Below are 12880 nucleotides of genomic sequence, written 5' to 3'. Positions count from 1 at the left end.
TTGCCTACAACCTACAAAAGAGCGCCGGTGGCCGTCGTCCCCGCACCCCGCCCGACGCGGTCCGCGAACCAGCGCAGGATCTCCTCACCGGCGGCGATCCCACTGCTTCCGGTCACGGACAGGGTCGGATGCTGCCAGCCGAGCGTTTCGAGTTCGCCGTGCCGGGGGCGGATGGCGGCGTCGGCGGCACTGAGCATGTTGGCGTCGAGCGCCCCGTCCCCCGCCGCGAGCACGGGCGCTTCCGGCTCGAGAACTCCGTCGTCGACGAGCCTCGACCGGACCTCCGCCACCGCACGGCTCTTGCACACCGCGTCGGGCATCGTGTAGATCTTGTGGCCCTGGCGGGACGCTCCCCAGCCCCGGTCGACGCACCAGTCGTTCCACTCCTCCACGAAGCCGGCCGGCATCGCGTCGAGATCCACGACCAGGTAGGAGAACAACTCGTCGGCCACCCGGGACGACCGCACCCAGCTGTCGTCGATGCGACGACTCAGCTCGGCGCCGACCTCCACGAGAGAGGCTCCACCGTCGGCGATCGCGATGTCGACGCCCGACCGCCAGCCCGCATCGGGGACGCCGTCGACGAGGATGTTCCCGCCGTTGGTGGTGATCGCGTACCGCCACGGCGCCCCCGGCAGGTCGATGCGCTCGAACTGCGCGACGGTGCGCGTGGTGGTGGGCACGACCACCGCGGACGCGGTGAGCGTGCGCAGCATGGCCTCGGCGGCCGACGTGACGTAGGACAGCGGTTTGCCGTCGTACACCTCGACGCACAGAAGGTTCTCGTCGCCGGGCCGCTCGGCCACGTCGCTCTCGGTGACGGCGAGTTCCATCGCCGCGCGCGAGTAGATCATGGTGCGGTCGAGGTCGGTCGCGATCAGCGCGGTCATGTCACATCCTTGATCAGGCCCATGCACGAATACGCCAGGCCGGGAACCTCTTCGACGGGAACAGAGCGCGCGGCGGCGAGTAGCCGGATGTGTGCGTGCTCGGGGGCGTCGAGGTCGCGGACGAGCACCCGCCACGGCACCCGGCGCAGCAGCACCCGCGTGGTTTCGCCGACGCCGGGCTTCACGAAGTTCACAGTCGAGATTCCGTACTGCTCCCGGACCGCCTCGACGGACTTCCAGCCGTCCCAGGTGGGTGTCCGGTCCGACCGCAGCAGTTCCTCGACGTCGCCGGGTACGTGCTCGCGCACGTCCGCGAAGGACGCGCTGACGGAGTCGAGGAGGTGATTGGACACGTCCTCGCCCGCGAGGTGCGCGTAGAACTTGGCGCCGTGGAAGTCGCCGGGGCCGATCAGCGTGTCGTTGAGGACGGTGCGCGACACCAGACCCGACACGGTGGAGTTCAGGCACGCCGACGCGATCAGGAAGTCGTCGCGGGTGCCGAACGTGCGGACGCAGTGCCCGGGATCCGCGAGGACGGCGAGGTCGTCGTCGAACTCGGCGCCACCGGCATCGCGGTAGTCGGCGAGTGCCTGCGACAACTCGCGGGCGATGGCGCCCTTGCCCGTCCAGCCGTCGACGAACACCACGTTTTTCGAGTCGTGACGACGCGCAAGGTAGTCGAGCGCGACGGCGTCGATCCCCCGGTCCCGGACAATGGAGACGGCGTAGTGCGGCAGCGTCAACCCGTGGACGTCCCGCGCCCAGCGGCGCATGAGCACACCCACCGGGGTTCCCGCACGTGCCAGGGACACAAGGGTGACGTCGTGGCCGCGCTCGGCCAGCACGAGGTCAGTGACCGTCCCCACGGCCCGCGCCAGCCGGATGGAGCTGTCCTGCAGCACCTTCTCGAACAGCTCGCGGTACTCCGCGTCGGGCTGGTATTCGATGGGCAGCGTCTCCGCGTAGTGGGCTTCACCCGACTGGATGCGGCGCTCCCGCTCGGCGACATCGGCTTCCAGATCGACGTGCGACAGGTCCGTGAGCAGCCAGCCCACCTCGTCGGCGGCGTACGAACCGAATGCCGGACCGGTCAGCGGCGCCGTCACGACGAGGCTCCCGCGCGTGCGGCCCGCAGCGACCGCGGGTCGGCGCCGGACACGACGGCCAGCAGCACATCCGTTCCCGCCGCGGTGAGGACGTCGAGGAGTCCGCCGCGCGCGGTGAGCCGGTCGGTGTCGGCGGCGGCGTCGATCACCGCGACCACGACGGCGTCCTCGTCCGGCCACTGCGCGTTGTAGACGAACCGCGGCTGTTCTTCCCCGTCCTCGGGGGCGGTGAAGCGGAATCCGCGGCGCAGTGGGTATCCCGGCTGGTCGAGCACGTAGGCGGGCGACCGGGACGTCGTCTGGAATCGAACCCGGAACCCGGATGCGGCGAGCGTGTCCGCGAGGCGCAGCGGAAGGTACATCAGCTCTTCGTGTCCGACGACGATCACCGGACGCTGCGGGTCGAGCCGATCACCGAGAGCGGCGGCTGCCGACGCGACGGCCGCATCGAACCCCTCGGTGTCTTCCCGCAGGAAGCCGTGACGCCCGCCCTCCGGAACTGCCGCGGGCCAGGGAATGTCGGCCCGCTCCACGGTCCCGGTCCGCGCGCCGACGGGGTTGAGCACGGGATCCGGAAGCGCACCAACACTGTCGGTCAGCCCGTCGGGAAGCTCGGTGCGCCCCAGCGCCAGACTCACGCTGTCGATCTGCACGCCGAGTTCGGCGGCGGCGTCGTCGACGGCGTCCCGGTGGCCCTGGTCGCGCATGTCGACGAGCGACGCCACGACGTACCGGCTGCGCGGGTTCTGCCGGTGCAGCGCGCGGATCGCGTCGACCGCGGTGGCGCCCGTGGAGATCTCGTCGTCCACGAGGACGAGCGGACGATCGCCCGCGAACAACTCGACGGACGTCGGCTGCAGCTGATGGCTGGTCGCGTGCGAGTGCCCCTCCTCGAACCCGGCGGACGTCCCGATCTCGGGGACGTCCCGGCGCGTGGAGTGCAGGTAGCACCGGGCGCGCAGCCGCGCGGCGACGCAATGGCCCAGACCTGTTGCGGTCTCCGCGAACCCGAGCACGACGGGGTCCGCATCCGGTCCGAGGACATCGGCGACCAGATCACCGAGGCGGTCGCCGGCGCCGATTACCGCAGTCGGGTCGGTGGGCACGTGCTTGCCGAGGACCGTCGAGACGAGCAGGTGGGCACGTCGAGGGTTGCGCCGCAGACCCGGCTCGACGAGTTCGGGGATTGTCAGCCCCGAACTCGAATCCACGTGGGCGAGCGTCAACCCCAGATGCTCCGTGGCCCAGGGCACCGCGCGGACGGCGGTGGGTGAACTCATCGGACGGCCAGTGCGGTCAGTAGATCCACGAACGTGATTCCTTCGTTGGTCACGCCGAACACCTTCGCCCGGACGAGTGTCTTCTCGGCCCAGCTGCGGTGCGGGCGCATTTCGTTCATCTTGTTGCGGTACCCCGACGCCTGGACGCCGCCGACGCCCTCGGCGCCGAGAATGTCGAGCGCGTCGTGGTACTCCTCGTGCGTCACCGCGGACAGCGCGTGCACGGCCGCGACGTGCGTCGGGTGGATGACCGTCTTGCCCTGGATGCCGTTGGCGCGGTCGAGGGCGATCTCCCGGAGCAGACCGTCCAGGTCCCGGCTGACCAGCTGCTGGCGGAACCGCACCTCGTCGTGTTCCTCGAACGGCGTGGCGCGCAGGGTCGGGCGGAACATCCGCTCGTGATCGGCGAAGTACTCCCACACCGGACCGGTGATGACGTGCCCGGTCTCGTCGGCGCGGCCCAGGAAATTCACGATGCCAGCGATCGCGTCCGCGACCACCCGCACGTCGTAGATCGTCAGGTCGCGGTCGCGGCGGATGCCGAACGTGGCACACATGTCGGTGGCGCCGATGCGCACGGCGAGAATCCGCTCGCGGTGTTCGACGAGCAGTGCGCCGATCTTCGCGAGTTCGTCGTCTCGGGACTCGCGGTGCACCAGAGCAGGCGATTCGAGCACCGGCATCGCATACAACTGCTTGCCGAGCCGCTCCGACGCCGCGGCCAGCTCGTCGAGGAACGCACCGCCCGTCGCACTTCCGAACTTGGGAAATACGAACCCGGACAACACCTCGACGCCTGTGGTCAGCAGGTCGGCGATCCGCCGAAGGTCCTCGGCGGCCCGCACCCGGACGAACAACTGCATCCGCGCACCACCGTGGACCGCGAGCCGATCGAGGGCGTCGACGGCATTGAGCAGCGCCGCTTCCACCTGGTCGTCGGCCACCGCGTCCTCGAGGTCCAGGACCATCGAGCAGACCCCGTCACCGGACCGGCGCAGGATGGTGTCCGCGAGGTCGGACCTCGTCGCAGGCACGTACAGCGTCGCGCCCAGCGCGACGGCCAGCACCGTTCGATCCTCGTCCGGCCCGAGCGCCTGCGGAGCGTGCAGGAACAGCCGGCCGTGCGTCTCGGTATCGAGGTGGTGGAAATGCCGAACGTGCCGCACCGCCGGCATGGTCTCTTCGCTAATGCTCATCGTCCCCCCGTGTCATCGCTGCGCTGTGTGTCCTCTCATCTTCTGAACCACCTCGGCAATGAACGCCGACACGGCATCGAGCTGGGTGACGTACGCCCAGTAGTCGGGATGCCGCCCGGTCAGTGTCCCTGCAATTCGGTCAATTCGCTCGAGCTGAGCGTCGAGGACCGACCCCCATTCCCTCACGAGCCCACGATTGACAGCCAACATCTGGGCGTCGCGGAGGCGAAATCTGATCTCGTTCTCCTTCGCCCGCGGGTTCTCCCGGACCTCCCGGAGCAACAGCAGACGATCGGTGACGCCGTCGACGTTCGCCTCCGCGTCGACGAGATGGGTCCGCGCCGCGGCCGTCAGATCCAGCGCTCCCTCGGGGTTTCCCGCGGTCAGAGCCTTCTGCGCCTGCTGCAGATCGGTCTGCGCCTGCTCGATGTGCGTGCGGCTCTCGCGGTCGTTGTGGACGAGATCCGCCGAACTGGCCGCGTTGAATTCGCGGAGCAGGGCCGAGTAGGCGGGCGCGAGCCGTTCGGCCCGAGTCTGCACCGCGGCGATCCTCGTCGACACCGACGACACGGCGTGCGCGGCATCCCGCTCCTTGGACGGAGCCGCGGCCAGCGCCTTCTCGAGCGCCGCCGCCTCCTCCCGCACCCGCGCCGCCGCGGCGCGGACCGGGTTGGCGCCGCGGGCACCCTGCAGCGCCACGACCGCGGCATCGAGTGCGGCTCCCCGGTCGCGCACCGACGGGTAGCCGGCGTAGGCGGCGCCCTCGGTCTGCACCCGGCGCTGCGCCGCAGCGGCGACTTGCAGTGCCTGCTGGGCAACCTGGGGTACGGCCGCCAGCATCGCGGTCGACTCCTCGAGATGGCCGCGATGTGTGCGATAGAACTCGTCGAGGGTCTGCGTCGCCGCCACCAACTGCCGCGTCACCTGCTCGTACGCGGCGGCGGCCGCCGGCGTCTCCACGTTCTCGAACCGGTCTTCCGCCGCGAGGTACGCCGTCGCGGCCTGGTAGCACCCGTCGCGGACCGGTTCCCACGCCCGGCGGATTCCGCGTTCCGGAGTCAGCTCTGCGGAGGCGTCCACGGCCGCGGCGGCAATGCTCTGCCGGTTGTCCATATCGAGAAACGCTGCGACCATCGTGTCGTGGGCGCGACGAGCCGAGTCGTCGCCCCGGGCTCTTCCTCGGAAGCGTCCCGCCCATCCGCTCGTCACGCCCTGAATCGTACTGGTCGGGGCGACAACTCCGAGTGGACCGGAATTGCCTGTGCACAAACCTGTGGACAGATCGACGGATGGGACAAGTCGGACAAATTCATTATCGTGGTGTCGCACGACGAACTCGGAACTTCGACAGCTGTCGAGGGTCCAACCACCTCCTCTCGAAAGGACCCCTGAATGGGCGTCAGCTTGACCAAGGGCGGCAATGTTTCTCTCACGAAGGAGGCGCCGAACCTGACGGCGGTGGCTGTCGGACTCGGATGGGATGCCCGCTCGACCACCGGCACCGACTTCGACCTCGACGCCAGCGCCATCGGTGCGGGTGCCGACAAGAAGGTCGTGTCGGACCAGCACTTCGTGTTCTTCAACAACCTGCGCTCGCCCGACGGCTCGATCGAGCACGTCGGCGACAACACCACCGGTGAGGGCGAGGGCGACGACGAGGTCATCAACGTCAACCTGGCGGCGGTCCCCGCGAACATCGAGAGCATCCTGTTCCCCGTCTCGATCTACGACGCGGAAACGCGTTCGCAGTCGTTCGGCCAGGTCCGCAACGCGTACATCCGCGTCGTCGACCAGGCCAACGGCAACGAGCTCGCCCGCTACGACCTGTCCGAGGACGCGTCGACCGAAACCGCTATGGTTTTCGGCGAGCTGTACCGCCACGGCGCGGAGTGGAAGTTCCGTGCCATCGGCCAGGGCTACGCGTCCGGGCTGGCCGGTATCGCCCGCGACTACGGCGTCAACGTCTGACAGTCGTTTCGTTCTTCAGCCGGGGGAGGGTTTCACGGCACCGACGTGAAACCCTCCCCCGGTGTTCGTCCCCTGCAGTAACCACCCTGCATGCCCACTAGAGAAAGGCCACGCTTCGTGGTTCTGCGAATATTCGGTCTCTCCTTCGCCGTGACGGTGATCTCCCTCATCATCGCGGCGATCTACGGAGGCCCCCAGGCCGTCCTCCTCGTGGTGATCCTCTCGATCCTCGAGATCTCGCTGTCCTTCGACAACGCCGTCATCAACGCCACCGTCCTGCGCCGCATGAGCGAGTTCTGGCAGAAGATCTTCCTCACCGTCGGCATCGTCATCGCGGTGTTCGGCATGCGCCTGGTCTTCCCCCTCGTCATCGTCTGGCTGGCCTCCGGCCTCGGCCCCGTCGCCGCCCTCGACCTGGCCCTCAACCCGCCCGCCGACGGCGCCGCGTACTTCCCCGACGGCAGCGCCAGCTACGAAACCCTGCTCACCGACGCGCACCCGCAGATCGCCGCGTTCGGCGGTATGTTCCTGCTGATGCTGTTCCTCGGCTTCATCCTCGAAGAGCGCGAGATCACCTGGCTGTCCTGGCTGGAGAAGCCCCTCGCCCGCGCGGGCAAGCTCGACCAGCTGGCCGTCATCCTCGCCGGCGTCCTGCTGCTGATCACCGCCGCCTACATCGCCCCCGAGGACACCGTGTCCACGGTGATGATCGCCGGCGTCCTGGGCATGGTCACCTACATCGCCGTCAACGGTCTGGGTGAACTGTTCAACACCCCCGAGGAAGACGAGGACGGCGAACCGATCGAAGGATCCACCGGTGGCCCGACCGCGCTGGCCAAGGCCACCGGCAAGGCCGGGTTCTTCCTCTTCCTCTACCTCGAGGTCCTCGACGCGTCGTTCTCCTTCGACGGTGTCATCGGCGCCTTCGCAATCACGTCCGACCCGATCATCATCGCCCTTGGCCTCGGCTTCGTCGGCGCGATGTTCGTCCGTTCCATCACCGTGTTCCTGGTCCGCAAGGGCACGCTCTCGGACTACGTGTACCTCGAGCACGGCGCCCACTGGGCCATCGGCGCACTGGCCGTGATCCTGCTGGTGTCCATCGGCTACCACGTCAACGAGAACGTCACCGGCCTCGTCGGTGTCGCCCTCATCGGCGCCGCGTTCATCTCCAGCATCGTCCGCAACCGCAAGGCCGCCGCGGCGGTCGGCGAAGCGGCAGACGACGTGGACGAGCAGAACCCGGTGTCCGTCGGCTAGGTTCTGCCTGTACTCACATCCAGCGGCAGTGCACGTGACTCGGTCACGGGCACTGCCGCTCGACACTGGAAAGGGCACCATGGGGCGGCTGCTCGGCAAGTCGAAGAAGGTGGTGGAGGCGCAGCTCGCCGGAACCACCATCCGGGCGATTCAGGGTTCGATGATCGCCTACGAGGGCAATGTCAGTTTCAAGTCGGCAGGCTTCGGTGGCGGCGACGGTGTCCTCGCCGGGATGAAGCGGCGTGCCACAGGCGAGGCGCTGTCGCTGATGGAGTGCTCCGGCCACGGTGTCGTGTATCTCGCCGTGGGCGGACAGTACGTCTCGGTCGTCGACCTGGCGAACGAGACTCTGCAGGTCGAATCGCAGCAACTTCTCGCGCTGAGCGGCAACCTGAACACCAACGTCACGTTCACCGGACTGCGCGGCGGGGTCGGCGGTCAGGGCCTGTTCACCACGACCGTCTCCGGTCAGGGTCAGGTGGCCCTGCTGTCGGCGGGCGGACCGCTCATCCACCTCGAGGTGTCGCCGCAGTACCCCCTCGTAGTCGATCCCGACGCGTTCGTCTCGGCGCGCGGGCAGGTGACGCAGTCGTTCGTGACCGACGTGTCGTGGCGCAACGCCGTCGGCCAGGGCAACGGTGAGGCCTTTTCCCTCAAGTGGGACGGTCACGGCGTCGTCTCCATCCAACCGGCAGAGCGGTGAGCCCCATGGTCTTCTCGAAAGTGAACTCGAAGGTCGTCAAGGTCGACGTCGGCGCCGCAGGCGGTGTGGTGGCCCGCACCGGCGCGATGCTGTTCTACACCGGTCAGGTCCAGTTCTCTCCGCACCAGGTGCCCGGTTCCCAGTCGATGGCGGGCATGGGTGGATTCACCCGGATGGCCGGACGCATGATGCAGGGCGAGCACGAACGCACGATGCTGGCGCAGGGGCAGGGCGAGGTGCACTACGGCCACGCCGGGCTCGAGGTGCACGTCGTCGACATGTCGCAGGGCGGCACCCTGTGCGTCGAGGCGTCCCGGCTCCTCGCCCACAACGCGGGACTGCAGAGTTCAGTGGTCTCGGTGGTGAGTCAGGGCGGCGGTGGCGGCGGGCGCGGCATGCTCGGCGCGCTGCGCGGCGCGGCGGCAGGAGCCCTGTCCGGCACCGGAATGTTCACGACGCAGCTGTCCGGGTACGGGTCGGCGGTCCTGCTCGCGCACGGCGGCTTCATCGAACTCCCGGTAGGCGGACCGAATCCGGTGTTCGTCGACCCCGACGCGTTCGTCGGCACGTACGGGAGCGTCCAGGTGGAACTGAAATCCGCCGTCGGCTGGCGCGAGGCCATGGGCCGCGGCGTCGGGGAAGCGATGCAACTGCAGTGCACCGGTCAGGGAATCGTCTACGTTCAGGCCTCGGAGGAGAAACTGTGACCGCCATCCACAATCCGTCGACGCTGGGCGCCAGTGACAACATTCCCGACAACAGCTACGCGTTCTGCATCGACCTCACCGCGCCCTGGTTCATCCGCAAGGGTGCGATGATCGCGTACTACGGCCAGATGCAGTTCCAGGCGCTGACCCACGGATTGCACGGCGCCGCACTGCACATGGTCGCCAACCAGTTCTCGGCGCCGCTGTACATGGGCGACTACGCGGTGGCCGAAGGATTCGGGAAACTGATCATCGGCGACCGTGGATACGACATCAACTCGTACGACCTCGACGACGGAAACCTCACGATCCGGGCATCGAATCTCCTTGCGTTCGAACCGGGTCTGTCGCTGAACCAGTCCATCGTGCCGGGATTCCTGACCCTCATCGGGACCGGGAAGTTCCTGGCGTCGTCCAACGGTCCGGTAATGTTCTCGGAACCGCCGCTGCGGATCGACCCCGAGGCGCTCGTCGGGTGGGCCGACTGCCCGTCCCCGAGCCACCATTACGACCAGGGATGGATCAGCAACTTCCTCGCGGCGGGCGCCCACATGATGGGCATCAACTCCGGGGAGGAGCGGCAGTTCGACTTCACCGGCGCCGGAACGGTTCTGATCCAGTCCAGCGAGAAGGTCCTCAGCGACACCCATGTCGTGCGCAGCATCGAGGGCCAGATCCACGGGATCACGCCGAGCGGTCTGCAGCGACTCAACGGGGTGATCGCCGCCAAGCTGGCGGAGCAGCCTCGCTGACGTGCAGGAGATTGCCAGGCTGAGCGAAGAGTTGTGGCAGGGACGGGGAGCAATCTGATCTGTGTCAGGAAGTTCTGACACCGCATCCGATACGTTCCAGGAGGAACCGCATGAAGTCCGTCGTGACCAAGGCCGTCGCAACCGGTGGTATCGCCCTCGCAGCCCTCGGCATCGGAGCCGGCGTTGCCAGCGCCGACCCGGTGGGCCACAACCCCGCCCCCGCCCAGCAGCAGCAGGCACCGCAGCCCCAGCCGCAGCAGCAGCACGCTCCGCAGCAGCAGGCACCGGCGCCGAGCCCGCACGGATTCTGGTTCTTCGGCACCTGGGTTCCGCTGCCCTGATCTGCGTTTCCTCACAGGGCGAAGGTGCCCTTCGACGCTCCCACGGCGCCGAAGGGCACCTTCGTATTTCTACCGGCCGTATTTCTACCGGCCGTATTTCTACCGGCCGTAGTGCTACCGGGTGGGCCGCATACTCGGATTGGGGCCGAGTGTGATCGTCCGGGTCCTCGGCAGCAGCCCGATCTCCTTCCACCCCGCGGTCAGCGTGATGGTTCCCGATTCCGGGTAGTCGCTGATCCAGTAGTGCGGCGCGGAGTGATATTCGGACGCGTCCGCGGCCGCGGTCGTCGACGTCGAATGCGGGTGCCGGGCGTCGGCGACTCCCTCGAGGTCGTCGACCCGGACGTTCACCGCGAGATACGACCAGCGCGCCGAGGGGTCGTCGGGATCGTCGAGCGGACGCGTCTCGTGACGCGCAAGATCAGCGGATCTGCCTCTCGCCGTCAGCTCGATGCGCAGCAGCATGCCCTTCGGGTGGGCGACGACCTCCGACAGACGCAGGCTCACATCGCGGCTCGTCACGAGCTCGACCGGCCCGTGGACCACGATTCCCTCCGTGGCAGGCGGTGGTGCCGCCGGCCACCGCCTCTTGCGCACGACTCAATCGTCCCACCGCCTCCGATCCGCTGCCACAGCTACGTTCCGCGCACTCAGGGCAGCTGGGCCATGCCGTACACATTCGTCGCGCGGACCCGGAGCACCTGCCTGCGCTCGGACACCATTGCGCGGCGGAAATCTTCCCAGTCGTCGTGCTCTTTCCCCGCTGCCTGCCGGAACACCTCGACGAGTTCGTCCGCCGCCGCGTCGTGCGGGTCCGTCACCACCGCGCTCAGTTCCGCGTCGCCCTCCACCACCGCGTAACTCCAGAAGTCGGTCGCGCTGACGTGCAGCGACACCCGGGGGTCGCGCGCGGCGTCTTGGCCCGATCCGCCGTCACCGACACCCGCGCCGTCTGCGTGTCGGGATCCCAGGCATAGATCACGTTCGACAATTGGGGGCGTCCGTCGCGTTTGACCGTCGCGAGGACGGCCCGGTTGTGTGTGGCGACGAGGTCGAGAAGTGGACGCCGGTCGTCATTCGCATCGAGGGTCATGTCTCACCCAACCACGGTCGCCGAGGCGGTGTTCCCGGCGGCCCTCGGCGGCCTCGTCCGGATCGGTGTGATCGGACTCGTCTGGCGATCCAGGGCGCTCCTACCGACGAGTAGGGTGGATGTATCGCAAACTCATTGGCCGATAACGTGTTCCGGCTACTCGTTGGTAGACGTTCTCGTGTGGGATCTGTGGTTTTTCTCGGGTACGCTCTCGTGATCCCGAGCCGGAAGGACCACACGTGAACGACTCATATCTCGTCATCGGCGAAACCACCGTGGCCCGACGGGTCTGTGCATCCCTTCGCGAAAGGGACTTCGACGTCCGCCATCTCGTCGCCCCCGACGACGACGAACTGCGCCTGGCGATGGCGGACGAACCGCGCGGGATGGCGATCCTGGTGCGCGACGACGTCGTCGCTCTGCGGTACGCGCTGGCCGCCGCGCACATCTCGGCGTCGATTCCGTTGGTGGTGACGATCTTCGACCGCACGGTCGCGGACCAGCTGTCCCACCTGCTCCCGCAGTGCACGGTGACGTCACCGGCAGACCTCGCAGCGCCGACGCTCGCCGGTCCGTGCCTGGACCCCGAACTCGTCGCGGCCCGGCACGCGGGCGAGCACATGCTGACGGTCCGGACGATCGACGGCCACCCCGAGGCTGCGCACGTCGACCTGCCCCGGCGGAACTGGTGGCGCACGGTGGCGACCGGCGCGACGGGTCTGCTGCGGTCGCACGACATCGGTACGCGCATCCTGCTCGGTGGGCTCGCCGGACTCCTCGCCGTCCTGTTCGCCGACTGGCTGTGGCTGATCCTCGGTCAGCACGTGGCGCCGCTCGACGCGTTCAACGAAGCGGTCCGCGTGGTGACCACCGTGGGCCCGGGAGCCGACACCCACGGCAGCCCCGCCTACGCCGTGTTCGCGTCGGTGGCGATGCTCTTCACCGTGGTGTTCACCGCCATGTTCACCGCCGGAATCATCGAGCGCCTGCTCGGCCCCCGGCTCGTCGGCCTGGTGGGCAGCCGGGTCCTGCCCCGGTCGGGCCACGTCATCGTCGTGGGTCTCGGCCAGGTCGGCCTCCGGTTGTGCCGGGAACTTCAGGCGCTCGGCGTCGCGGTGGTGGGGGTCGAGCGCGACCCCCACGCCAAGAACCTCCGACTCGTGCGGTCGATGAACATCCCGACGGTCGTGGGGCACGGTGGCGACCGCGAACTCCTCGAACGGCTGGGTGTGCGCCGCGCGCTGGCGCTGGCCGCGGTCGGCTCCGACGACCTCGACAACATCGCCGTGTCCGTGGCAGCGCAGGCCCTGTCCCCCGGACTGCGACTGGTCCTGCGGGCCGGTGAGCAGGAGGCCATCGCGGAGACGAGGTCGCTGCTGCGGCTCGGGATCATCCGCGACGTCACCAGCCTCAGCGCCACGTACGTGGTGGCCGAGCTGATCGGCCTGCATCCGCAGGGCGTCGTGGCGGACGGCAGCCACCTCTACCTGGAGGTGGCGACGGCGGACACGTCCGAGCCTGTCTTCACGGAGCTGCCCGTGTCGCCGCGGATGAGCTGCCGCCACCTCGTCACCGCGTAGCGAC

The 12880-nt window shown here is 68.4% G+C and carries 13 protein-coding genes and 1 pseudogene; 7 read left to right on the top strand and 7 right to left on the bottom strand.

Annotated features, from left to right (window positions below; translation table 11 throughout):
• Positions 1-11: 11 nt before the first annotated feature.
• The 5 genes from BLV94_RS34545 to BLV94_RS34525 are packed head-to-tail and all read right to left on the bottom strand — an operon-like array spanning position 12 to position 5606.
• Positions 12-890: an HAD family hydrolase gene (locus BLV94_RS34545; RefSeq protein WP_072946366.1), complete on the bottom strand. Its 879-nt coding sequence runs from the start codon at positions 888-890 to the stop codon at positions 12-14.
• Positions 887-1996, bottom strand: coding sequence for a cysteine protease StiP family protein (locus BLV94_RS34540; protein WP_072946367.1), 1110 nt, complete (start codon positions 1994-1996; stop codon positions 887-889). The genes BLV94_RS34545 and BLV94_RS34540 overlap by 4 nt, the downstream gene beginning before the upstream one ends.
• The gene (locus BLV94_RS34535; RefSeq protein WP_072946368.1) at positions 1993-3276 is read right to left on the bottom strand and encodes a phosphoribosyltransferase family protein; all 1284 of its coding nucleotides are present in this window, start codon (positions 3274-3276) and stop codon (positions 1993-1995) included. The genes BLV94_RS34540 and BLV94_RS34535 overlap by 4 nt, the downstream gene beginning before the upstream one ends.
• Positions 3273-4472: an HpcH/HpaI aldolase/citrate lyase family protein gene (locus tag BLV94_RS34530; protein ID WP_072946369.1), complete on the bottom strand. Its 1200-nt coding sequence runs from the start codon at positions 4470-4472 to the stop codon at positions 3273-3275. The genes BLV94_RS34535 and BLV94_RS34530 overlap by 4 nt, the downstream gene beginning before the upstream one ends.
• A 12-nt stretch (positions 4473-4484) precedes the next feature.
• Positions 4485-5606 (bottom strand): hypothetical protein, encoded by a 1122-nt coding sequence (locus BLV94_RS34525; RefSeq protein WP_072946370.1) that lies wholly within the window; start codon positions 5604-5606, stop codon positions 4485-4487.
• A 258-nt stretch (positions 5607-5864) separates the two neighbouring features.
• Between BLV94_RS34525 and BLV94_RS34520 the strand changes: the two genes are divergently transcribed.
• The 6 genes from BLV94_RS34520 (at position 5865) to BLV94_RS34495 (ending at position 10203) form a co-directional block, all read left to right on the top strand.
• On the top strand, positions 5865-6440 hold the full coding sequence (locus tag BLV94_RS34520; protein ID WP_072946371.1) for a TerD family protein: 576 nt from the start codon (positions 5865-5867) through the stop codon (positions 6438-6440).
• Positions 6441-6557: 117 nt separating this feature from the next.
• Complete coding sequence (locus BLV94_RS34515) at positions 6558-7700, top strand: DUF475 domain-containing protein (protein ID WP_072946372.1); 1143 nt, start codon at positions 6558-6560, stop codon at positions 7698-7700.
• 79 nt (positions 7701-7779) lie between these two features.
• Positions 7780-8403 carry an AIM24 family protein gene (locus tag BLV94_RS34510; RefSeq protein ID WP_072946373.1) on the top strand — a complete coding sequence of 208 codons (624 nt, stop codon included), beginning with the start codon at positions 7780-7782 and terminating at the stop codon, positions 8401-8403.
• A 5-nt stretch (positions 8404-8408) separates the two neighbouring features.
• Positions 8409-9110, top strand: a complete 702-nt coding sequence (locus BLV94_RS34505) for an AIM24 family protein (RefSeq protein WP_072946374.1) — start codon at positions 8409-8411, stop codon at positions 9108-9110.
• Positions 9107-9862 (top strand): AIM24 family protein, encoded by a 756-nt coding sequence (locus BLV94_RS34500; protein WP_072946375.1) that lies wholly within the window; start codon positions 9107-9109, stop codon positions 9860-9862. Before BLV94_RS34505 ends, BLV94_RS34500 begins: the two co-directional genes overlap by 4 nt.
• Before the next feature lie 110 nt (positions 9863-9972).
• Positions 9973-10203: a hypothetical protein gene (locus BLV94_RS34495; protein ID WP_072946376.1), complete on the top strand. Its 231-nt coding sequence runs from the start codon at positions 9973-9975 to the stop codon at positions 10201-10203.
• Positions 10204-10317: 114 nt separating this feature from the next.
• Here the strand turns inward: BLV94_RS34495 and BLV94_RS34490 are convergent, their stop codons facing one another.
• Both BLV94_RS34490 and BLV94_RS34485 read right to left on the bottom strand, forming a co-directional pair.
• Positions 10318-10800, bottom strand: a complete 483-nt coding sequence (locus BLV94_RS34490; RefSeq protein ID WP_072946377.1) for a hypothetical protein — start codon at positions 10798-10800, stop codon at positions 10318-10320.
• A 53-nt stretch (positions 10801-10853) separates the two neighbouring features.
• Positions 10854-11296 (bottom strand): annotated as a pseudogene (locus tag BLV94_RS34485) (PPOX class F420-dependent oxidoreductase).
• A gap of 239 nt (positions 11297-11535) precedes the next feature.
• Between BLV94_RS34485 and BLV94_RS34475 the strand changes: the two are divergent.
• Entirely contained in the window at positions 11536-12876 is a 1341-nt protein-coding gene (locus BLV94_RS34475; protein WP_072946379.1) for a potassium channel family protein, read from the top strand.
• Positions 12877-12880 lie beyond the last annotated feature (4 nt).

The organism is Rhodococcus koreensis, assembly GCF_900105905.1.
In the GTDB taxonomy this organism is placed as follows: domain Bacteria; phylum Actinomycetota; class Actinomycetes; order Mycobacteriales; family Mycobacteriaceae; genus Rhodococcus_F; species Rhodococcus_F koreensis.
This window is presented reverse-complemented; position numbering and strand designations above follow the sequence as displayed.